The sequence below is a fragment of the Paraeggerthella sp. LCP19S3_G8 genome, assembly GCF_052119225.1.
In the GTDB taxonomy this organism is placed as follows: Bacteria; Actinomycetota; Coriobacteriia; order Coriobacteriales; family Eggerthellaceae; genus Paraeggerthella; species Paraeggerthella hominis.
In genome coordinates this window covers 161221-183946 of record NZ_JBQKFQ010000003.1, presented here as the reverse complement: position 1 = coordinate 183946, position 22726 = coordinate 161221, and the positions used below count along the sequence as shown (strand labels likewise).

General features: G+C 58.4%; 18 protein-coding genes and 1 tRNA gene. 3 read left to right on the top strand and 16 right to left on the bottom strand.

What is annotated here, in order from left to right; all coding sequences use genetic code 11:
* Positions 1-8: 8 nt before the first annotated feature.
* The gene (locus ACTQZK_RS04465) at positions 9-680 is read right to left on the bottom strand and encodes a 5-formyltetrahydrofolate cyclo-ligase (RefSeq protein WP_428420815.1); all 672 of its coding nucleotides are present in this window, start codon (positions 678-680) and stop codon (positions 9-11) included.
* A 290-nt stretch (positions 681-970) separates the two neighbouring features.
* Between ACTQZK_RS04465 and ACTQZK_RS04460 the strand changes: the two genes are divergently transcribed.
* Positions 971-1444, top strand: a complete 474-nt coding sequence (locus tag ACTQZK_RS04460) for an RrF2 family transcriptional regulator (protein WP_114567950.1) — start codon at positions 971-973, stop codon at positions 1442-1444.
* Here the strand turns inward: ACTQZK_RS04460 and ACTQZK_RS04455 are convergent.
* From ACTQZK_RS04455 to ACTQZK_RS04445, 3 genes are all read right to left on the bottom strand, one after another.
* Positions 1441-2736, bottom strand: coding sequence for an Nramp family divalent metal transporter (locus ACTQZK_RS04455; RefSeq protein WP_216529292.1), 1296 nt, complete (start codon positions 2734-2736; stop codon positions 1441-1443). The two genes, ACTQZK_RS04460 and ACTQZK_RS04455, sit on opposite strands and share 4 nt — an antisense overlap.
* A 4-nt stretch (positions 2737-2740) precedes the next feature.
* Positions 2741-4093 carry a magnesium transporter gene (locus tag ACTQZK_RS04450; protein WP_114567952.1) on the bottom strand — a complete coding sequence of 451 codons (1353 nt, stop codon included), beginning with the start codon at positions 4091-4093 and terminating at the stop codon, positions 2741-2743.
* Between the two features lie 623 nt (positions 4094-4716).
* A tRNA-Arg gene (locus ACTQZK_RS04445) sits at positions 4717-4793 on the bottom strand.
* A gap of 265 nt (positions 4794-5058) precedes the next feature.
* On the opposite strand from ACTQZK_RS04445, the gene ACTQZK_RS04440 reads away from it, so the two are divergent.
* Positions 5059-5613, top strand: a complete 555-nt coding sequence (locus tag ACTQZK_RS04440; protein WP_225749642.1) for a protease inhibitor I42 family protein — start codon at positions 5059-5061, stop codon at positions 5611-5613.
* A gap of 61 nt (positions 5614-5674) precedes the next feature.
* Here the strand turns inward: ACTQZK_RS04440 and ACTQZK_RS04435 are convergent, their stop codons facing one another.
* The 12 genes from ACTQZK_RS04435 to ACTQZK_RS04380 form a co-directional block, all read right to left on the bottom strand.
* Positions 5675-6472 (bottom strand): ABC transporter permease subunit, encoded by a 798-nt coding sequence (locus ACTQZK_RS04435; protein ID WP_418830720.1) that lies wholly within the window; start codon positions 6470-6472, stop codon positions 5675-5677.
* Positions 6465-7379, bottom strand: coding sequence for an ABC transporter ATP-binding protein (locus ACTQZK_RS04430; RefSeq protein WP_441898627.1), 915 nt, complete (start codon positions 7377-7379; stop codon positions 6465-6467). The genes ACTQZK_RS04435 and ACTQZK_RS04430 overlap by 8 nt, the downstream gene beginning before the upstream one ends.
* Positions 7376-8014, bottom strand: a complete 639-nt coding sequence (locus ACTQZK_RS04425) for a TetR/AcrR family transcriptional regulator (RefSeq protein WP_441898625.1) — start codon at positions 8012-8014, stop codon at positions 7376-7378. The genes ACTQZK_RS04430 and ACTQZK_RS04425 overlap by 4 nt, the downstream gene beginning before the upstream one ends.
* Positions 8015-8104: 90 nt before the next feature.
* Complete coding sequence (locus tag ACTQZK_RS04420) at positions 8105-8863, bottom strand: ATP-binding cassette domain-containing protein (protein ID WP_441898624.1); 759 nt, start codon at positions 8861-8863, stop codon at positions 8105-8107.
* Positions 8860-10437, bottom strand: coding sequence for an ABC transporter permease/substrate-binding protein (locus ACTQZK_RS04415; protein ID WP_441898623.1), 1578 nt, complete (start codon positions 10435-10437; stop codon positions 8860-8862). The genes ACTQZK_RS04420 and ACTQZK_RS04415 overlap by 4 nt, the downstream gene beginning before the upstream one ends.
* 145 nt (positions 10438-10582) lie before the next feature.
* Positions 10583-12574, bottom strand: coding sequence for a Stk1 family PASTA domain-containing Ser/Thr kinase (gene pknB / locus ACTQZK_RS04410; protein ID WP_114567968.1), 1992 nt, complete (start codon positions 12572-12574; stop codon positions 10583-10585).
* 87 nt (positions 12575-12661) lie between these two features.
* Positions 12662-15421 carry an FtsW/RodA/SpoVE family cell cycle protein gene (locus tag ACTQZK_RS04405; RefSeq protein ID WP_441898621.1) on the bottom strand — a complete coding sequence of 920 codons (2760 nt, stop codon included), beginning with the start codon at positions 15419-15421 and terminating at the stop codon, positions 12662-12664.
* Complete coding sequence (locus ACTQZK_RS04400) at positions 15418-16623, bottom strand: Stp1/IreP family PP2C-type Ser/Thr phosphatase (RefSeq protein ID WP_216529300.1); 1206 nt, start codon at positions 16621-16623, stop codon at positions 15418-15420. Before ACTQZK_RS04400 ends, ACTQZK_RS04405 begins: the two co-directional genes overlap by 4 nt.
* Positions 16623-17036, bottom strand: coding sequence for an FHA domain-containing protein (locus tag ACTQZK_RS04395; RefSeq protein WP_123193062.1), 414 nt, complete (start codon positions 17034-17036; stop codon positions 16623-16625). The genes ACTQZK_RS04400 and ACTQZK_RS04395 overlap by 1 nt, the downstream gene beginning before the upstream one ends.
* Positions 17037-17057: 21 nt before the next feature.
* Positions 17058-18245: an FhaA domain-containing protein gene (locus ACTQZK_RS04390; protein WP_441898619.1), complete on the bottom strand. Its 1188-nt coding sequence runs from the start codon at positions 18243-18245 to the stop codon at positions 17058-17060.
* Between the two features lie 326 nt (positions 18246-18571).
* Complete coding sequence (locus ACTQZK_RS04385) at positions 18572-18838, bottom strand: response regulator transcription factor (RefSeq protein ID WP_441898617.1); 267 nt, start codon at positions 18836-18838, stop codon at positions 18572-18574.
* Positions 18778-20289, bottom strand: coding sequence for a LuxR family transcriptional regulator (locus ACTQZK_RS04380; protein WP_441898615.1), 1512 nt, complete (start codon positions 20287-20289; stop codon positions 18778-18780). The genes ACTQZK_RS04385 and ACTQZK_RS04380 overlap by 61 nt, the downstream gene beginning before the upstream one ends.
* 662 nt (positions 20290-20951) lie before the next feature.
* On the opposite strand from ACTQZK_RS04380, the gene ACTQZK_RS04375 reads away from it, so the two are divergent.
* Positions 20952-22637, top strand: coding sequence for an MFS transporter (locus ACTQZK_RS04375; protein ID WP_216529302.1), 1686 nt, complete (start codon positions 20952-20954; stop codon positions 22635-22637).
* Positions 22638-22726: the final 89 nt, after the last annotated feature.

The window sequence follows — 22726 nt, the reverse complement described above, 5'->3', positions numbered from 1 at the left end:
CTCCTTTTTTAGGCGCTGATGATAAGCGGAAGCGGTTGGTCGTGAGGCTCGCAGGGCACGACCTCTACGCGTTGCTCGCTGAACGCCACGCCCACAACAAGAGCGTCGGCGCGCAGGTTGGGGAGCAGGCGGTCGTAGTTGCCGCCGCCGTATCCCAGACGGTTGCCCTGTCCGTCGAACGCAACCAGCGGCACGGCTACTACGTCGAGCTTGTTGGGATGAACGGCTTCGAACCCGTTGCGTTCAAGCGTTGCAGGCGTTAGGCAGCGAAGCGGATGGTCGAGAAACGTCGTTTGTGCACGATCGAGCTGTGCGCGCGTCACACGGTAGAGCGCCATGCGCGCAGGCTGGTCGGCGGCTTCGCGCAGCATACAGGGAAAGCACACTCTCCATGCATGCGTGTGCGCCGCTTGCACGAAAGCGCTCAAATCCACCTCGCTGCGCATGGCGGAGAACACGGCAATGCAAGGCTTGTCGAAACAGGCGCCCGGACTTCCGCTCGCATGCTTCGCGTCGGTGTGGGAAATCGCCTCTTCGCTTGCGGCGTCTGCTGATAGGTATTCCGCAATCAAACGTTCCAGCCGAAGGCAAATCTCAAGGCTTTTGCGCGCGCGAATTTGAGCGCTCAAAGCATCTCGACGACGAAGGACTTCTTCTCGAACACGTTTCTTCTCATCCATGCGAGCCAGTATAGCCTAAGCTGTCCGGCTTGCATTGCGCGCCGTGCCCGTTCGCGCGATTCGGTCTTGCACGCGTGACCCTGCCGGTTGACGGCCTGTAGCACCTTATTTGTGCATGCAACGTATCGTAAACGTAACCGTTTCAATTCGGTTTGACCTACATGCCTATCAATGACCTTGCTATAATCGATCGGAATTAGGTACACTCAAGCCAACCTTTGACCATAAGGCGAACCGTTTACCGCGAATCTCAATATGAGTCCGGTGATGGATCGAGTTAGGAGATACCAGTGCAACTCAAAGCATCGACCGATTACGGCATGCGAGCCATTCTGTACTTGGCTGCGCAAGGGGCTACCTGCTCCTCCAAAGACATTGCCGAGGATATGTCCATTCCTCGCGACTACCTGATCCAGCTTGCGCAGCTTTTGCGCAATGCGGGCATCATCGAGGCCCGACCGGGCAAGCACGGGGGCTATCGACTGGCCAAGGATGCTTCCGAAATCAGTGTGCTTGAAATCATCAAGGCGCTTGACGAAGACTCCAAGCGCGCCACGCGTGAAAAGCGCAACGCGCGCAAGGGCGGCGAGATGGTCGACAACATCAAGCAAACGTACAACTTGATCGAAGAAAGCATGGACGCGTATCTTTCCAGCTTGACCATCGACATGCTGCTCGGGTGCGTTCAGGACGAATCAAGCAGCCGGCAATACCTCTCCGATCGTCTCAAGCAGGAAAGCCAGCGCCTGGTGGCGGACAACTAGCCGATACCCAGAAGCTGCATGATCAGCAAGGCGACGGTGAGCACCGTTACGATGCCCACCGTCAGCCAGATGAGCACGCGAGACGTCATGCGCGAACGGAAGGCGCCCATGACGCGCTTGTCGGCTGCGATAATTGCCATGAACACCAGCAGCACCGGCAGTACAAGGCCGTTTACGAACTGGGCCGTGAGCATGACGTTCATCAAATCGATGTTCGGAACCAGCACAATGACGGCCGAGAACACGATAATGCACGTGAAGATGCTCTTGAACAGCGGCGCTTCCTTCCATTTGAAAGAAACGCCCGCTTCCCACCCGAAGGCTTCGCAAATAACGAACGCCGTGGTAAGCGGCAATACGCATGCTGCAAGAAACGACGCAGCTACCAGGCCGATGGCGAACAGCGCTTCAGCGTAGTGCCCGGCGAACGGTGCGAGAGCGCGTGCTGCATCGGCAGCGGATTCGATTTCGATTCCCTGCGGATGCAGCACGGCGCCCGTGGTCACGATGATGAACCACGCCACCAGGCAAGCCGCTATCGTGCCGGCAATCACGTCCACTTTTTGGGAGAACAGATCCTTTACCGAGATGCCCTTTTCAACCACGTTGCTCTGGTTGAAGAACATCATCCACGGCGCGATGGTCGTGCCTATCATGGCTATGACCAGGGAAACGAAGCTCTTGTCTTCCACAATGCGGGGGATGGCGGTGCTCTGCAGTGCCTGGCCCCAGTCCGGTTGCGCCATGAACGCGGCTACGATGTACGTGACGAACACCAACGACAGTATCAGAAACACTTTCTCTACGCGCTTGTAGCTGCCGCCCACGATAAGCAGCCACACCGCAGCTGCGGCTACCGGAACTGCCAAATATTTCGACACGCCGAACATTTCCATGCCGCTTGCGATGCCTGCGAACTCCGAAAACGTGGTGCACACGTTACCGACGAGCAGCGCTAACATGGCCAGCGCCGTTAGGCGAATGCCGAAGCGCTCGCGGATGAGGGCCGCAAAGCCCTTGCCGGTGACGGCTCCCATTCTTGCGGCGGTCAGCTCCACCACGATAAGCAGGACGCACATGACGGGGATGACCCACAACGTGGCGAACCCGAACTTGGCTCCCACGGTGGAGTACGTTGAAATGCCGCCGGCGTCGTTGCCGGCCATAGCCGTTACGATGCCGGGCCCCATGGCGGCCAAGAGCAGCCAGAGCTTATTGGGTTTCTTTTTCTCAGGTGCGGTTTCGTCGATCGCTTGCGCAGCGTCCGCGCGCTCGAGGTTCTTTTCGACCATGAGGCTACCTCCAATCGTAGCCGATGATCTGGAACAACACCATCGTGTACAGGACCAAGAACAGTACGGCGCCAATGATGCCGCCAACGATCTTCGCCGCGGTTACCTGCGTCTTGTCGCTGCTGACGTCCTCCTCGATAGCGTCCCAGGCGTCGTCAACGGTGACGATGCCCAGCAGCACGCCATGCTCGTCCACCACCGGCATGGCGGGCAGCTCGTACTTGAAGATGTCGGCAGCCACGTCCTCTTCGGTTTCTTCTGGCGTTGCGGAAATCACGTCGTCGAACATGACTTCGCGCACGGGTTTCGCATCGTCGGTCAGCACAAGGGTTCGCAGGCTGAGCACGCCGATGAATTCATCGTAGTCGTCCAGCACATACACGTAATGCACGGTGGGATGGTCTTCGGGCAGTTCGCGCAGTACTTCTATGGTTTCGCCAACGGTGGTGTCGGCCTTGACGGAAACGAACTGCGTGGTCATCATACCGCCGGCCGTGCCGTCCTTGTATCCAAGCAGGCGACGGATCTCGGTGGCGTCCTCCACGCCCATGAGGCGCAGCAGGGTTTCTGCTTTCTCGTACGACAGGTCGCGCACGATGTCTGCAGCGTCGTCCGGGTCCATGTTCCCCAGCAGGCCGGCGGCGCGGGCGTCGTCGAGGTCTTCGATGAAGTCGGCCTGGTACTCGTCTTCCATTTCCGAGATAGCCTCGGTTGCTTGAGCGTCGTCGAGGTGCTGGAACACGTTGGCTCGCTGCTGCGGGTCAAGTTGCTCCAAGATGTCGGCCACGTCTGCAGGGTGGAGCTCGTCCAAGCGCTTGTGCGTAACGGACAGCTGCACTTCGGACAGGTCGCGGTCAAGCAGGTCCATGTAGTTCCATGCGATGATCTGCTCGTCGATCTTTTTATCGAACACCTTGGCCACTGCTACAACGGCGCGTTCGAGCCAGGGGGCCAGACCGCGCAGGATGCCGCGCGCGCCCACTTCGGCGCCAAGCAGGCGTAGCTGCGAACCCGACACGGAAAGCTTGAGATCGTTGACGCGAACGACTTTCATGCCTTGCGTATCGACGATCTGACGGTTCAACAAGTCGCGCGCGAGAAGAACTTCGTCAGGTTGCAGATAGCTGAAGCGGATGTCGTGCGCTTCCACGGTGAGCGTGATGCCGGTTTCGTCGAACTCCTCGACGTATTTGCGCCATGAGATCATGAACGGCACTTTGCCGGGCCCTTGAAAAGCCAGGCTCGTGATGCGCGGAAACACCTCGCCAGTTGAAATGGCCAGGTCAGAGATCGTGCCGATCTTTTCGCCCGTGGCGTCTACGACGGGTTTCCCCATCATTTGAGAGAGGTAGAGCATGGTTTATCCCTTACTGTTCATGCCCGTGTTCGCAAGCGATCGTACCGTGTCCCATGGTAACGCGTGCGTTTGCGCGCATCACGATGCGGGGGAGTAAAATCTATGTCAAACACGAGCGCCGCAGCCACCTTCGACTGCCGACGTAAGGAAATCGAAGGAGGGCTACTTACTGTGAGGTTTCGATTTTCGAACCTTCAACAAAGTCCCTTTCCTATTGACCAATAAAAAAACCGCACGTGCTGATACCAGTCGTTGCGGATTTCGGGCTTCTGAACGGCGTGCCGTTCAGTCAAACCGTCTGATCGCGTTTGCGTATGAGCATGCTGCCATCGAAGCGCATTGTCAACGCAACTGGTACGTATCATACCTCATTGGCCGAGCATCCGGGCGTGTTTTTTGTTTGTGTAGGTTACAAGGTTGCTCCGGGTGGTCGTAGCCGCATTTGAAACGAGCCGCCGGGCTGCTTGCATGCGGGTTCTTGAAAGCGACGCTGCGAACCCTGTTGCTGGCGCACCGGAATGCGATGCACCGGCAAGGTTCGTCACTGTTTCGGGGAAGGGCAGCTCCTCTGTTTTGCAAGAGACGCAAAAAAACCGCCCAGTTGGACGGTTTTGAATGCTAAATGGTGCGCCGTGAGGGATTCGAACCCCCGACGTACTGATTCGTAGTCAGTCCCTCTATCCAGCTGAGGTAACGGCGCACGTCGAAGCAGCGAAAGATATTATGCCCGTACTCCCATCTTCTGTCAACGACTTTTTTAAGAAAAGTTGAAAGTTTTGGATAACGACTTGTTGCGAGGGGATGGGTTTCGGAATGAAATCGGTGCGGTTACGGATGCCAAACGTACGAGCAAGGCCAGTTCAGAGCAGGAAACATGCTCCTAGGATGGGTTAGAGCGCATCCCTGTTTGCGCAGACGAAAGAACGTGCGGTTTTCGAAGTACATGCAAAGAAAGAGAGGATTTCATGACTAAAATTGCAAAATTTTCGATGGTAGGAAGTGCGGTGGCGCTGCTTTTGGCGTCGTTGATTGCAATGGCCGGCTGCTCAAACGATACCAATGCCGCAACGAATTCGGACAACGCTGCTCCCGCGAACAACTCGGCGGCAAGCGACAACGCTGCAAATCAAATGGGCGACGGCAGCAGCTTGGCCGAAGGAACGGTTTTGAAGGTGTCGAACGGATGGGTTGCGTATTCCAACGGCGACATGCTGGTGCTTTTGGATTCGAGCGCCGACGCTCAGTATCAGTGGACGTCCGACGTGAGCGGCGATTCGGTGCTGAAGGACACGGATGCGGATCTGCCGTCTTCTACGTACTACGACCAAAACGCGAACGACGTGATAGGCTCTGCGGGCATGCACGTGTTCGGGTTTATGGCTGACCAGCAGAACAACGGCGAGTCGACCATAACGTTCAAGCTGGCGAACGCGACCGATTCCGCCGATGTGAATACAACCATCGTTGTAAAGGCGACGGTAGAGAGTGGCGCGTTTTCTGCTGTGAGCGTGCAGCAGTAATTCAGTTGGTCGTAAGGCTGGGGGAGGTGCGCGCGGCGCTCGCTCCCTCGGCCTTGTTACGCTAGATGCTCAAGTCTCGGCGGTTGAATACGCCAATCGCAAGGGCGAACAGGGCGATGCCGAGGGCAAGCAGGATTGCCGACCCTGCGTAAGCGGAAGCATCGCTTGTCGCCAAGCCGTAGCTGTCGAACATCGCAAGCGGGTTGACCTTGTCCAGAAAGGCCAGCTTGTCGCCTACCTTCGCCACCATTTGCATCAAGAAGAACGCAATGCCCGCTCCGCCGCCAACCCACAGCGCCGCTCCTGCGTTCGAGAAGGCGCAGGCTGAGAAGAAGCACATGCCCGCCAAGAACGTCCACAGGCAGAACAGCCCGACGTTCGCGCGGAACAGCCCTGGAATGTCCAGGTCTCCCGGGAACATAAGCTCCGCGCAGGCAATTTCTGCAGCTGTCGTGAGCACCATGAGCAGGGCCAGAACAATCATCATGGCCCCTGCAAGCGTAAGCGCGACGCGCACACGACTGTTGGGGGTGGCCAGCAGGTAGCTCATGGTGCCGCGGTCCAGGTAACGCACCATAAGCTTGTTTGCCATAATGAGGATCAGGACGAACGGGAACACGGTCAGCAGGAACCCGTACAGGTAGTTCAGCATGAAGTCGAGCAGCGTGGTCGCTTGCGTTCCCATGCCGAAGGCGGCGAACAGCTCCGGCATGCTGTCCATCATCATGTTCAGGCTTTCGCCTAAGCTGGGATCGAACATCATGACGATACAGGCTATGTACATCCCTAAAACCGCGAAGATGATAATCGCCACGAACGCGTTCGACTTCAGCTCCTTCGCCAGCAGCGTGCTATTCATGGACGCCTCCCTTCAACTGAGCGCCGTACAGGTGTAGGAACAGCTCTTCGAGCGTTTGCTCCCGCGCAGACAGATCCTGCACGGGGTAGGCGGCCAAATCTTTCACGAACAGGTCCATGTTTCCGGTGACGGCGATCTCTGCTGTAGAACCGCCGATCGCGCGTGCCTCGGGGTGGGCTGTTAGGTAGCGCGCGCGGGCCTCCGGTTGGGCGAAGGTGATTGCGAACATGCGCTTGCGGTTCTTTTGCACGTCGCCCATGCGCTCGACTGCAACAATTCTTCCGCCGCGGATGAAGGCGACCCGATCACACGTGCGCTCAACTTCTTCAAACAGGTGCGACGACAAAAAGACGGTGGTGCCGCGGCTTTTCTCGTCAAGCACCAGGTCGATAAACCGGTTTTGCATGAGAGGGTCAAGGCCGCTGGTGGGCTCGTCAAGCAGCACGATGTCGGGTTTCGCCATGAACGCGCATACCAGCCCCACTTTTTGTTTGGTTCCTTTCGACATTTTGCGAATCTTGCGCGTAGGATCAAGCTCGAAATAGTCGATCAGTTCGTGCATGCGCATCATTGAATCCACGTGCTTCATACGCGCCATGAAGTTGAGAAACGCGCTGCCGGTCATATCGTCCATGCATGCGATTTCTCCTGGCAGATAGCCAAGCCGGTTTTGGATTTTGGCTCGATCTTGAAAGCAGCGCAGCCCCGCAATGGTCGCCGTGCCACTGTCGGGCTTGATAAAGCCCATGAGATTGCGCATGGTAACGGTTTTCCCTGCGCCGTTGGGACCCAGGAACCCGAACACCTCGCCTCGTTCGACCGAGAACGTTACATCGAAGGTGCCGCGTCCCTCCCCGTAGTCTTTCGTGAGCGCCTGCAGCTCGATAATCGCCTGACTGCCTGTCATACGTACTCCTTTTTGTAAGACCAGGTGCGCAGCATGTCGCACCAACGATGCATCTCGGTCATCATGTCGTCCATGTCAAGCCGCTTTTTCAGGGCTTGTTGCTGGTGTAGGTAGCCGTCGGCAAGCCATATCAGCAGGTTGACAACGTAGCGCGGGTCTACATCATCGCGAAACTTGTCGAAATTCACGTTTTTGAAATACGCAGCGAACATGAGGTCGATTTGGTTTTGCGTCCAGTTCTCCATGGTGTCCTTGACGTCTTTGTGCTCGGGGTAGAAAGCGTGGATGGAGAATTCGAGCGCGTAGGGGAACTTGGAGAGGACTGCGCATTTTCGTTGCCCTGCGTAGATGAACAGGTCGAAGAAGTCGTCAATGGCGTAGAATTCATCATCGACTACCAGGTGCGATACTTTTTCCATCAAGTATTCCATCAGGTAAAGGTAAAGCTCTTTTTTGTTTTTGAAGTAGAAGAACAGCAGGCCTTTGGAGATGCCCGCTTTGCGTGCGATGCTTTCGGTGGAGGCGTTTTTGTAGTCGTTTCGCCCGAATGCTTCAACGGCGGCGTTCACGATGGCTTCCTGCCGTTCTGCGGGCAGTCGTTCGAACTTCTCAAAATTGCCGTGCTTGTTGACCATGGCGTCTCCTCTTGCTTGACCGGGAGGTCAACCTCATACGGTCCATGCTACGGCATTGACTATTTTTTTGAAGCCCCTTGAGGGAAAATCTTACGGAAGGGTTTCCGAGCAGGAGAATACGCGCTGCTTGCGGGTGACAAGGCGCTTTACGAAGTCCGTGGCGGGGCTGCGTAGAATTTCGCACGGGGAGGCGCATTGAACGGCCTGCCCGCGCTCCATGACGAGCACGCGATCTCCTAGCGCAAGGGCTTCGTCTATATCGTGCGTGACGAACAGTATCGTGATGCCCGTTTGGTCGTGAATCTGTTTAACCTCGTCTTGCAGGGCGGTTCGCGTGATGGCGTCGACGGCGCTGAAAGGTTCGTCTGCAAGAAAAATGTCGGGGCTTGCGGCCAATGCGCGCGCCATGCCCACGCGCTGGGCCTGGCCACCGGACAATTCAGAAGGATAGCGGTCTTTGATTTGAGGTGAAAGTCCAATGATGCTCATCCATTTGTCCACCGCGGCTTCGGTTCTTCGACGATCCCCCCGATTCAGCAAGCGCGGAACGTATGCGATATTCTGCTCGACGGTCAGATGGGGAAACAGAACGCTTCCTTGGATCGCGTAGCCTATGTTTCGTCGGAGTTCGATGGGATTGAGGTCGGCGGTGGACTTGCCGTGGATCAAAATGCTCCCCTCGTCCGGCATGGCCAGGGCATTGACCATTTTGAGCAGCGTGGTCTTGCCGCATCCAGAGCTGCCTATGATGGTGACGAAGCTTCCCTGTTCGATGGAGAGGCTTACCTGGTCGACGGCTCGTGTGCTGCCGAACTGCTTTGAAACGTCGTTGAATTCAATTGCGATCATAGGAGCCCTTTCTGAGCAAGGAACGCATCAGCAACGTCTTTCGGCTCACGACCTTGGGTTTCCACTTGGTTGTTCATGCGCGCCATGTCGACGTCCGAAATAAGGCCCCGCATCTTGTCGAGCACGGCTTTCAGTTCGGGATGGGCGTTCAGCGTATCTACGCGCACGACGCTCCCGCATAGATACGTGGGATAGAACCTCTTGTCGTCTTGCAGCACGACAAGCCGGTCGTCGGCTGCTTGACCGTCGGTTGTGGAGATGGCGATGGCATCTACGCGCCCTTCGAACAGCGCGCGGTACTTTAAGCTGATGTCCATATCGCGCGTGCTTCCGAAGTTCATCCCGTAAGCTTTTTGCAGGCCGGGGTAGCCATCTTGCCGGTCGAAGAAGTCAGGTTCAGCGCCCAGTGCAAGGCTTTCCGCTGCGCGTGCAAGGTCGGAATACGTGTGCAGGTTGTATTGTTGGGCGACTTGCTTGCTTACCGCAAGCCCGAAGGTGTTGTTGAAACCGTACAGGCCTACCCAGGTGAGGTTCAGGCGGTCTTGGTATTCCTGCTGCATCGTGTCGAACATGGATTCGTCGTACGTGCTGTCATGCTTGAGCACGGCGTTCCATCCGGTGCCGGTGTATTCGGGGTACAGATCGAAATCGCCCTTTTCCATGCCGGGTTGAATGTTGGAAGTGCCTCCGCCTATGCCCTGCGTAAGCTCAACGGAAAGGTCGGTGTCGTGCTCTATCAGCGTGTTCAGCATCTCCCCGAGAATGTACTGTTCGGTCATGGGCTTTGTGGCTATGCGGATAACGCCGCTTTTGCCCTCGTTCGTCATTGGTCCGAAGGGACTCGGGCCCTGTTCCATGGCAACGATGCCGCACGCGGCTATCAACGCGGCAACGGTCAGGCCTATCCCCAGTCGCCAGCCACTGCGTTGTGCGTTGCGTGGTTCCAAATGCCGTCGCGCGCGCTTCTCGATCAGTCCCAGCAGCAGGTCTACCGTGATGGCCAGCAAGGCGATGAGCGCGCTGCCCGCTACGGTCATTTCCAGGTTGTTCGTGGTGATGCCGCGGTAAATGGCAACTCCAAGCCCTCCGGCTCCTATGAAGCTGGCAATACCGGCCAAAGCGATGGTCATGGTTGTTGTGGTTCGAATGCCGCTTACGATGACGGGCGCGGCCAAAGGCAGTTCGATGCGGTAGAGCAGTTGTCCGTTGGTTGACCCCATGCCGCGTGCGGCTTCCGTTATGGCAGGGTCGATGCTGGTGAGGCCGGTGTAGGTGTTGCGCACCATGGGGAGGAGCGCGTAGATGCTCAGGGCTGCGATGGCGGTTGTGTTTCCGATTCCGGTAACGGGGATCAAAAAGCCAAACAAGGCAATGGATGGAATGGTGTAGATGAAGTTCACCAGCGCAAGAACGGGTTTCGCGCCGCGTCTCCATTGTGCGATGGCCATGCCGATTGAAAGGCCGATGATAACTGCAAGGAACACGGCCACGCAGGATATTCCGATATGCTGGATCAAAAGCTCGAAGAACCAAGATCTTTTTTCCACGAGCAGGGAAAGCGTCGATTCGATCAAGCGGTCGACCTCGCTTTCAAACGAGAATTGCAGAAAAAGAAAGGCAACGAGGGCCTGGACCTCTCGTTGCCTATTCTAGCTGCTTTACTGACGGAGCTCGCGTAAGTCCGACGTGCGTTGCCCGTCTGTTTCTCTGCGCGCCCTGTTAGCTTGTCGCATTTCCGGAAGGCGCTGGGCTGGTTGCCTTCTGGAACGTGACCGTGACGTTGACGTTGCCCTTCACGTTGGTGAGCGTGAAGGTTCCGCCCGATGCCGGCACGTCGTCGATGCCGCGCACCGATGCGACTTCGTATCCTGCGTCAGGCGTGATTTTGATGGTTACCTGTCCGCCCTCTTCGACCGACGTGACGTCCGACGTAACGGAGCCGCCGCCGTTGGAATTGATTGCCACCGAGTACGACTTCTTGTCGGGACCCTTGCTCAGGGTGAGCGCGACCATGCCGTTTTCCTGCAGCTTAGAGCCAGCGGCCGGGGTTTGGGCAAGCACGGTTCCCTCGGGCTTGTCGCTGGCCTGATACGTGTAGTTGTTCGTGTCGACCAGCAGACCCAAGTTGTTGAGCGTGGCCACCGCGTCGCCGCGCATCATGCCCACCACATTGGGAACCTCGATACCTTCAGAGCCCAAAGACAGGTAGTAGGTGATGGTGGTTCCCTTTGCAACCTGCGTTCCCGGAGCAACGTCCTGGCGCACAATGTGGTCCTTCTCGACCTTGTCGGAGTACTCGGCAGTTCCGGCAGAGTATTTCAGGCCGTTTGCCGTCAGTTCCTTTTTCGCCTGATCAGCGGTCTTTCCGGTCAAGTCGGGCACGGTGATTTCCTGGGTTCCCTTGGATATGCCCAGAGTGATCTTGGTGTCCTTTTTCTGCTTGGTGCCGCCGCGCGGATCTTGGCTGACCACCTTACCGGCTTCCACCTTTTCGTTGAAGGACTCTTCCGTGACGATGTTGGTGAATCCGGCTTGCGTCAACGTTGCCGTTGCCTGGTCGGCGCTCTGCCCCACTACGTCGGGAAGCGGGATGGCGTCCTTGTCGTTGCTGCCGCCGCCGGACATGAGCGCAAATGCTACGCCGCCCACTATGGCAAGTGCGGCGATGATGCCGATCACGATGGCGATGGTCTTCTTGTTGCTCTTCTTGCCGTTGCCATCGTCCGAACGATAAGAACGCGCGGGCGAAACCGGTGCAGCCGGGTTCACGCCGCCGACGCCGCCCATGGCAGGCATGACGGCCGTTCCGTCAACTGCAGCCGGTCCGATGGGGGGCACCACGCCGCCCATGACCGACGTCTGCGCGCTGGTGAAGCCCTCGCCCAGATTGACGGGACGTCCGGCCAGGTAGTCGTTCAGCGCCAGGCGCATGTCCTTGGACGTGGCGAAGCGGTCGGCCGGGTTCTTGGCCATAGCCTTCATGATGATGGCTTCGAGCGCCGGGTCGATGTCGGGGTTGATCTCGTGCGGCGGCGCGGGCAGATCGTTGACCTGCTTCATGGCCACGCTTACAGCGTCGGGGCCGTCGAAGGGCAAGCGCCCGGTGGCCGACTCGTACAGCACGATGCCCAGGGAGTAGATGTCGCTGGTGGCGGTCAGGTCTTTGCCTTGCGCCTGCTCGGGGGAGATGTAGTGAGCCGTGCCCAGCACGCTGGACGTCTGCGTTTTCACGGAGTTCTTCGCACGCGCGATGCCGAAGTCCATCACCTTCACGTTGCCGTCGGGCTGGACCATGATGTTTTGCGGCTTGATGTCGCGATGGATGATGTCAAGCCCGTGCGCAACCGAAAGCGCTTGGCATACCTGCGATCCGATTTCCGCCACTTTGCGCTGGTTGATGGCGCCGCGCTCGTTGATAGCGGTCTTCAAGTCGGATCCGCGCACGAATTCCATGACGATATAGTAGGTGCCTTCGTCGTGGCCCCAGTCGTACACGTTCACGATGTAGGGGCTTTGCAGGTTGGCGGCAGCGGCGGCTTCTTGCTTGAATCGTTGGGTGAAGCTGGGATCCGCGGCGTACTGCGGGAGCATCACCTTGACGGCAACCAAGCGGCCGAGCACGTTGTCCTGCGCGCGGTACACTTCGGCCATGCCGCCGATGCCGATGCGCTCGGTTATTTGGTAGCGGTTGTTGAACACCCTGCCAATCATGTTTCCGGTCACGTTTTAGCTCCTTTAGGTCACATGCTGGGTATGCGCCATGTCAAAGTCATGATACAGCGCACCAGCATATCTTATCTACAAAAGCCCCTGAACTTCTAGAGCGGTTTTCAACACATTCTGCGCTTTTTCGGTTGCGATGCCCTCTTCGCCGTCCTCGATGATGATGGACACCACGACGCGCGGATTATCGGCGGGCGCCATGCCGACGAACCAGCTGTCGTTGCTGTTGGCCTTCTCCGCCGTGCCCGTTTTGCCCGCCACCTGCACGCCGTTGATAGCGGCGGCGGTGCCCGTTCCGTTGTTCACGACGCCGATCAGCACGTCTTTCACGCGGTTGGCGGTTTCCTTGCTGACCGCCTGCATGAGCTTGGAAGGGTTGGCGGTGAAGCTGCGCTCGCCGTTGGCGTTGTAGATGCCGTCGACTAGGTACGGCTGCATGATGCCCCCGTCGTTCGCGATGGCCGAACCCACCATCGCCATTTCGAGCACGGTGGCGTTCGGGCCGGCAAAGTCCATGGGCTCACCGGCAGCGGCCCAGGCTAGGTTCCACTTGTTGTTGTTCAGCTCTTCGGGCGTAGGCATCAGGGACGTTTTAAGGCCGATGGCGAAGTCGATGTCTTTGCCGAAGCCGAACTTCTCGGCGCCGGCTACAAGGCGCTCTCCGCCGATTTGCAGGCCCAGCTGGCCGAACGCCGTGTTCGAGGACAGCTCCATGGCTCGTGCCAACGTGATGTTGCCGTAGTCGTTGTGGTTGAAGTTCGATATGGTGCCCGTGGTTCCCTCCACCGTCATGGTGCCCGGCGCGGAGTACACGGTTTCCTCGCTGGCGACATCGTCTTCCAGCGCAGTGGCAAGCGTTACGATCTTGAACGTGGATCCCGGTGCGTACAGCGCGTGCGCAGCGCGGTTGACAAGGGAGCTGTCGCCGCTTGCTTGTCCCGACCCGGCTGCTTCCAGAAGCGTTTCCACGTCGGCGGCGTTGTACGTGGGGGCGGAGGCCATGGCCAGTACGGCCCCGGTTTCCGGGTCCATGACCACAACGGCGCCCTTGCGTCCCGCCAGAACGTCTTGGGCTGCTTGCTGAATCTTGGAGTTCAGCGTGAGCGTGACGTCGTTGCCCGCGGACCCCACGCCCGCCAGCGAATTCAGCACGTCGGTCCACGAGGCAAAGTTCTGCTGGCCCTTGAGGGCGTCGTTGTACGCAGCTTCAATACCGGAATTGCCGAACCTCGAAGACGAATAGCCCACCACGTGGCTGGCTAAATCGCCCGCAGGGTACGAGCGGCTGTACGTGCCGTCGGGGTTGATGGCGCTTTGCGCCAGGATGATGCCGTCGTAGGTTGAAATGGTGCCGCGCTCGCTTCGCGATTCCTTGGCCAGCGTGTGGTTGTTGCCCGGCATGTTCTGGTAATAGTCTGCCTGCACCACCATGATAAGCGTGAGGTTGGCTACCAGCAGCGCGAACAAGGCCGAGCACAGCAGCATGGTGTGCGTCAGCCGCTTGCCTAGCGATACGCGCCCCAGCACGCTGTTCGCGTGGAGCGTTCCCGTGGCGCTGACAACTTCCGCGCCGACGCCGGTTCCTTCGTCGCCGCAGCGCAGCAGGAAGCCTACGGCGATGAAGCTTGCCAGCAGTGACGATCCGCCCTGGCTGATGAAGGGCAGCGTGAGGCCCGTAAGCGGAATGAGCCTTGTCACGCCGCCCACGATGATGAATGCCTGCAGCACGATCATGGTGGTAAGGCCCACGGCCACGAACGAGCTGACGTCGCTCTTCGCGCGCGCTGCCGTGACAAAGCCGCGCACTGCGAAGCACAGGAACAGCAACAATACGCCCGCCGCACCCAGCAAGCCGATCTCCTCGGCGATGGCGGCGAAGATGAAGTCGCTTTCCACCACGGGGATCTGGTCGGCAAGGCCGCGTCCCAAGCCTGTTCCGAACAATCCGCCGTCAGCGATGGAGTAGATGGATTGCACCAGCTGGTAACCCGTGTTCTGCGCATCGGAGAAGGGGTCGAGCCACGTGTTCACACGCACCTGCACGTGCCCGAATGCCAGATAGGCGCCAACGCCGCCGATGGCGATCAGCCCCAAGCCTATGAACAGGTAGAACTTCTTTCCCGTGGCCACGTACAACATGACCAGAAACAGGAAGAAGAATACGAGCGCGCTGCCCAGGTCCTTCTCGAATACGACCACCAGAAGCGACACGCCCCACATGAGCAAAAGCGGCAGCAGCGTGCGCACGTCGGGCAGGTTGAACGGGCCCAGGCGCCAGGTGAACACGCTGAGCATCTCGCGGTTTTGAGCCAGGTATCCGGCCAAGAACAACACGATGACGATTTTGGCGATCTCGCCGGGCTGGAATGAGAAGCCGCCGATATGAAGCCAGATTCGGCTGCCGTAGATTTCTTGCCCCAAGCCAGGGATCAGCGGCGAAAGAAGCAGCAGGAAGCCGAAGATCATCAGGGTGTATTTGTAGTTCACAACCTTGTCGAGGTTGCGGATAAACGCCAGCACCAGCACCATGGCCGCTACGCCCACGAACAGCCATACAACCTGGTTGACGGCAAGATCGGGCGCCAGTCGCGTGACGAACGCAATGCCGATGCCCGAAAGCGCGAACGAAATGGGCAGAAGCGCTGGGTCGGCGCCGGGCGCGAATTTGCGCACGGCGATGTGCGCGATCACGAAGGCGACGAAAATGCCAGCAGGGACGCCCAGCGTGGTCATGTCGAGCGCAAGCCCCTGGTTGATCGCGATCATGGCGAACAGCAGCACCACAAGCGGTGCTGCCACGTATAGGAGTATCAGTTCTAGGTTGCGCCTGGTCATGCGGTACCGCCTTGCGAGTTGGCGGGAGCCGGGGGATTCGCGTCATGCGCGCCGTCTGCGTTGGCTCCTTCGGCAGGCGATTCCTTTTTGCCTTCTTCGGCGTTCTTGCGCTCGGCGGCTTCGGCCTCGTATTCCTTGACCAGTTCTTCCGCCGCCTCGACGGAGTCCACGCGTATGCCGGCGTCGAGCCGGTTCGCCGTTCCCGGTTGCAGGTCGCTTACGGGAACGTCAGTGGTTCGTTCGTGTTGCGAGAACGAGAATCCCAGCACGCTGCCGGGAATGCCACGATAGATGGCAACCTTGCCATTGTCGTTCATCAGGTAGGCGGTCGTGTTCAGGTACGTGCTGGTTCCCCAGGCCGTACCTGCGATGATGGCTGCGAACAGCACGAGGATCACGGCAATGGAAAGCTTCGTCTTGAACGCCATCTTCCTGCGCCGTGCTTCCGCAAAGCCGGTAACGTCTGCCACGATAACGGTCACGTTGTCGTGGCCTCCGGCGGCTATGGCCTCGTTGACCAGTTGCGACGCGCATCGCTGGGGGTCTTGCACGCGACAGAGCGTGCGCTCTATGGCTTCGTCGCGGACCATGCCGGACAGGCCGTCGGAGCACACGAGCAGTCGGTCTCCGGTTTCCACGTTGATCTCGTAGATGTCGGGGTGCAGGTTCGGGTCGCTGCCCAGCGCGCGCGTGATAACGGAGCGCTGCGGGTGGCAGCGTGCTTCTTCGGGCGTAAGCTGGCCCGCTTCTATCATGTCGGCCATCAGGCTGTGGTCGCGCGTGAGCTGCTGCAGCTTTCCTTGATGCAGCAGGTAGGCGCGCGAGTCGCCCACCTGGGCGATGACCAATCGCTCGCCTTCCAGCATAGCCGCCGTCATGGTGGTTCCCATGCCCTCGCGTCCTCGCCCGTCGTGCGACGCGCGAATGACCTCGCGGTTCGCGTCTACGACGGCCTGCGCGAGCGCTTCGCCGTCCGGATGCTCCGGCGCGCGTTCCGCCAGCACGTTCACGGCAATTTCCGAGGCTATCTCGCCTGCGGCGTGCCCGCCCATGCCGTCGGCAACGGCGAACAGCGGCGGTGCCACGATCAGGCTGTCTTCGTTATGGTCGCGCAAGCAGCCGATGTCGGTTCGGCTGCCGAAGGGCGTGACTGCGCCGCGACGGGTGCGCGGAGTGGATCGATACGAGCGTTTTTCAGCCATTAGGCAAACCTTACGCGAATGGCGACGTCGCCCACGTTGACCACGTCGTTGTTCTTAAGAGCGGCAGGCTCGGCTATGAGCTGCCCGTTCACGGCTGTGCCGTTCGTGGACCCCAGATCCTCAACGAACAGGTTCTGCCCCATCAGGCTGAACCGTGCGTGGCGTCCGGAAACGTATCCGGCGCCTACTACGATATCGGCTCCAGGGCTGCGGCCCACGATGACCGGGCCGCGCACGACGATGGATACGCCGCGCAGCTCTTTCGGCCCTCGTTCAACCGAGAGATTCCACGTGCGTTCTTTTTTGCGTTGTCCGCGTACAACTCCGATGCCCGTCTTCATGATGGCGAACAGGAACAAATACAGCAGTGCGACGAACAGCAGACGGATGATGAGCAGTACGACGTCGATCACGGGTTAACCTTTCCGTTGCGTTCAGGCTTGGGTGAACACGAAGTTCGTCATGCCGATGGTGATGCGGTCTCCTTCGGATAGCGGGTGGGAGGCGATTTCGCGCCCGTTGACGAAGGTTCCGTTCGTGGATCCCAGATCGGTGAGCACCCATACGCCCTGCTGGTCGAGGCGCAGCTCGGCGTGCGTGCGCGAGGCGTTGATGTCGTGGACGGAGATGTCGTTTTTCGATTCGCGTCCGATGAGCAGACGCGAGGATGCCAGGTCGTACGCGCGGTTGTTGGCCTCGTCGATCAAGCGCGCGCGCACGGCGGCCCGCGCGGGGACGGGGCTGGCTGCCTGCTGCCCACCGGCGAACACGACGGTGTCGGCGGCTACGGCGCCGTGCGGCGCTGCGGCTGCTGCTGCGGCCATGCCGGCACCTGCGGCAGCTCCCACGGCGCCGCCCATGCTGGCGTTCGCCACGTCGAAGGGATCGACCACGTGCGGCGCGGGGCTTGCGGCGGGAGCGTCGCGGGACTCGTCGAAGTCGCGGCTGTCGAAGGTGTACTCGCCGTAATCGATGGATCGGTCGATCTCGTCTTCGGGAACGTAGGGAAGCTGACCTCCCTGGTTGTACGCGTCGTACTGGCCGGGCGCGTCGAAGCCGCCCATGGGCGCGTTGGGGTTTTCGTATCCTGCGTACGCAGGGGCCGGCGCCGGAGCTTGCGCGTACGGCTGCTGATAGCCGCCCTGATAGCCGGGCGCACCGTAGCCGCCTTGCGGCGCAGCGTAGCCCATCGGCGCTCCGGCAAGCCCGTAGCGCTGCATCTCTTCTTGACGCAGCTGCGCGATGATGGGCGCGGCCACCGCCTCGGCGATGATGTCGAACTTGCCGTGCTTGAGGCCGTCGTCCACGATGAAGCGCACAAGCGGCTGCCCGTCCATGACCAGCCCCTGCTCCGCCGCTTTGGCTGCCAAGTACGTTTCCGTTTCTCCTGCCAAAGTGGGGTAGTATCCGAACAGGCGACGATCGTCGTCGGGGTTGACCAGCACCGTGTAGAGGGTTGGCGCGAACTGCTTGCCGGCGCCTACCATCTTTTCGCGCCTCATCTGCTTTTCGGCCTTTTTCGCAATCTGGACCGGCGAGATGGGGGAGTTCGCCATGCGGTCGGCTGCGCCCTCGAACGTGTCTTCCATCTTGCCTTCGAATCTCGAAAGAAAGCCCATCATGTCTCCTTTATCGCATGCGCGGCTGCTTCTTCGCTGCGGTCGCGCGCGGCATTTCGTGCGGTACGGTGCGGTGCGCGACCGTTCGCATGGTTGAGGTTCGCGTTTGAGCGACCTTGGCTGTCGTGCGTTTTTGTATACGACTATGCAATGCTCCATCTTGCCATAAACGCAGGAAGCCCGCCTTATGTTTTACGCAATCGTCATTATATTCCCGATGCGGGAGGGCGGCAGAATCGTCGGCTTGGGCGGCGCGGCGGGACGGCCTGGACGGCGGCTGGGGTTGCAGTTCGACGTGCGCCCTCTAGCGATAATGCGCGAAGTAACGCCTACTCGCGCGGCTCCCGGCCTTCCCCGATCATGGCGAGCAGCTCCTGCTGGTTGTGGATGTTCAGCTTTCGGTAGATATGCGAGATGTGCGTTTTCGCCGTGCTCTTGGAGATGTACAGCTGATCCTGGATATAGGCAGCGTTGTATCCTTTTGCCAGCATGAACATGACTTCCGTTTCGCGTCGAGAGAGCAGGTAGCGATTGGCTATCTCCTCGCACTGACCGCGGAACCAGCCGCTTTTGCGAGACCCTTCGTCAAGCGGCAATACGTCGGCTGCCGCTTTTTGCGATCCGGCTTTTCTCCGGGGATCTCCAGAAGCGATGGAAGGGGGTTCTCTGATTTGCTCTTTGCGCTGTCGAGGATTGGGCTGGTTTCAGCGGCCTCGTTGCTTGTTTTCTCGCTCTGGTTTTCGATGTGCGCTTGTTCGTTCTGAAGATTCATGGATGCGATGGCTTTGCTGAAAGAGGCGTTCGTGGGGCCAATGGCATGCTTGATATCGCGTACGCGCGGGAGCAACGCGTACGCTAGCACCATGGTGAACATGACGACGACGGCGCCGCTGTTTTCTCCAAACGGCGTGAGCGCGTCTAGGAGGTGAGGGTCTGCGACTAGAAGAGATCCTACAAGAGATCCCAAAGCTAGGCATCCGCGTCCGACTCCGAACACGAAAATAGGGGACAAGCGAAACTCCTGAGCCAACTCTCCGAAAAACACCCACATGAGCGATTCGAAGCACATGTAGCCTGTCAGCAGGACAAGCGGGGGCACCATGCTGTTATCCAGAGCGAGCGATGGTAAAAAGAACAGAGTGACGGCAATGAAGGGAACGATGGGCCTGAAAAGGAAATCCCAATGACTTCTTTTATCAATCGAGAATACGGTTATAAGAAGCAGAATCGTAGCCGCCCCTCCGGCGAATAGCGCTAACAACTGCGTTGTGAGATCGGATGATGGCAAGATGATTTGCGTGGAAACGGATCGCAAGGCGCCCAGCGCGAATCCAAACAGGAGTACAGGAAAACTGAGGCGCAGGGAAAACGGAACCTTCTTGACGGGTAGTGGGTTGAATATTGGAACGGCATGCCGGATGGCATAGCTTTCGGGTGTAAGTTGCCAGAGCAGCGGGAGCTCCAATAAAGGCAGGCAGGCGGTAAGCGCTCCGGAGTACGGTGCGGGAACGATGTGCAGGACGAGAGAGTATATGGCAACGGCGATAACGGTGGACACCGCCGTGTTCACGACGATAGACGCCGAGCTGTCGCGCGAGTAGGCGACACCCCAAAAGATGAGCATGAACGCGGATCCGATCCCGGTTGCAACTCCAGCGAACGCTGTTGCCGCTATGCCGATTATTCCGGGAGCGAAAGCTGCGAACACGGAGAGCGTTCCGATAAAGGTAAGCGCCGCTGCAACGATCATGGTCTGCTTTCGCGTGTATGTGCGAAGGAATTTTTGGTCCGTTGCCGCAGCGGTGAAAAGCGTTGCGGCAAACACGATGATGGATATCAGGAACACAAACGTAACCGAGGGGATGGAGTCGCCGTTTTGGGCGGTGCCTCCCCCTGTTTGAAAAATCGTAGTAGTCCCAAACATGGCGGAATACACCCATGCTTGGTGGATGCCTAATCCTAGCGATAAGCCGCTTAGCTCGCCTTGAGTACCTAGGCCTCGGTCGTCGTTAACCGTAATGCTGACGCGCGGAAAAGACAAAGCCATGAGACTCTCCCCGTATCCCCCAGAGTTGTTTTTGAATCGGCTCGTTTCCTTCTCCATTTGCGCGTAGGCGCATGCGGTGTTTCCCGATGCGTTGGATAGGGGAAACGGGTCACGCCCTCAGATGTTTCGCGGCTCAATCATCGGTGGGTTCAATATAAACGAAAACAGATCGTCGTTCAAATGCAGAATATTAGGTCTACAAGCGCCATCTGGGGTTATATGGGGTGGTGAGATTGAAGAATGATAAAAATCAACCTCTCGGAACGATAGGGTCCATTTGAAAATTGCCCCCATGATTCGATGCTCTGCATCCTTCGATGCCTAGTATTTGCGGCGTCGGTTTCTTTTGACAAGGATTGATAGGGGGTTGGCCAGGCTGCGCTCTTTCAGCTTGGCTATCCGAAGGAGAATCGTGGAAAGGGGGACGTGCGCGGTCGTTTCTTCCGGCTGCTGCGTATTCTTATGGGTGATTCGAGGGCCGATACGGGGCGGAACTCAAAACTGCGGAAGCCTCAATAATTTGCGAATACTGAAGCGTCTGTAGTTTCCCATCAATGCGCTGCTGCCGTCTTGCTATCGCGTAGAGGGTGAACTTAATTTTTGCAATTTGGCCGATATGGCCGAATTGCAACAGTGTTTACTTTCCTTCAGAGGGGGTTTTGATGGATAAAAAAGAATTTACCATCTCAGAAGTCATAGACTCCATCGGCATCAGTTTGCACACGTGGGTCGTGTTCGTGCTGCTCGCCTTTGCTATGATCTTCGATGGTTATGACTTCATGATCGTCAATTCGACCAACCTGTTCGTTGCTCATACATTCTGGCCGGAAGATGCGGCTCCCGGAGCACTTATGGGGTCTCTAACCACGTGGGGCTTGCTCGGCATGGTTATCGGCGGCGCTGTCGGCGGTATTATGTCCGATAAGATTGGTCGCAAGAAGACGTTGATTGCCGCCGTTATGTTTTACGGGCTGTTCACCTTGCCTCAGGCATTTGCGAATGATCTGGCGTTCTTCGCCGCGTTCCGCCTGATCGCCGGATTTGGCGTTGGTTCCTGCATTCCCGTTGTGACCACGGTGTTCTCCGAGAGCATGCCGTCCAAGCAACGCGGTATCTTTGTTACGTTCGGTATGGCCTTCATGGTCGTCGGCTGGGTTTTGGCTGGTTTGATTGCCAATCCTATCTGCAACGCAGCTACGCCGCTTTTGGGCGAATTCACCAACCAGGTGACCTATGCTCTGGCTGATGGCGGTACGGCTACCATGTACGCCAACTGGCGTATCTGCTACCTGATCGGCGGCATCCCTCTGATCTACGGCATCATTCTCATCTTTACCATGCACGAGACTCCGCACTGGTACGCTAACTCGGGTAACAAGGAGAAGGCATGCGAGCGCCTGACCCAGATCGAGCAGGCAACGCGTCACTCTTCTCACACTTACGATCCCGCTTTGCTGATCGTTCCTCCGAAGCCTGCCAAGACTGGCCCTTCGGTTCTGTTCTCGAGCAAGTTCATCGTGGCAACCTGCGCTATCTGGTCTGCTTACTTCGTCGGCCAGTTCTGCGTGTACGGCATGAACGCCTGGATTCCCACTTGGTTCGTGGGTCTTGGCTATTCGCAGGCCGACAGCGTTGCCCTTCAGACGTGGAACAACGTGGCGGCTATTGCTTCGAACATCGCCGTTGGTTTCGTTTCTGACAAGGTTGGCCGTAAGCGCAACCTCGCTGGGTCGTGGCTGTTCTGCATCGTCGCTATCATTTTGTGCTCCATCTTCGTTGCTCCGAACAATATGGGTTTGTGCATCGCGCTTATGCTGCTGTTCGGTTTTGCGCTCAACTATGCCATCACCGCTGTTCAGCCGTTGATGCCCGAGAGCTATCCCACCGCCATCCGCAATACTGGTACTTCTTGGTGCCAGGCATTCGCCCGCTTCGGCGGTTCGGCGTCCTCCATCGTTCTCGGCGGTATTGCCGGTATGGCCATGTTCCAGACTGCTGCCGGCAATACAAACTGGTCGACGGTGGTTCTCGTGCTTATTGTCCCGTTTGCCCTGGGCTTCATCTGCACGGTTTTGTTCGTTAAGGAAACAGCTGGCAAGTCTATGGATGCGTTGGCGGAAGAGGAAGACAAGCTTGGCAACTCCGAGAGCGACGGTATGATGCGCTTCGGCGTTATGCTGGTAATCGTTGCTATTTTGGCTGTGCTGTGCATCGTTTGCCCCCTGGTGGTTCCCGGATGGTCCAAGCAGCCGTACGCACTGCCTCTCATGGCTGTCGGCCTGCTTCTTCCCTTCCTGTACTTCTTCGTGTTCGGTGGCGCTCAGCTGGCTAAGAACAAGAAGAAGTAGCATGGATCTTTCGCGACGCGACCGTCTCCCCTTGACGGCTTAGCCGTCCGACGTGTGGCTTCGCAACGTGTTTTGTTACGCAAGAAGCC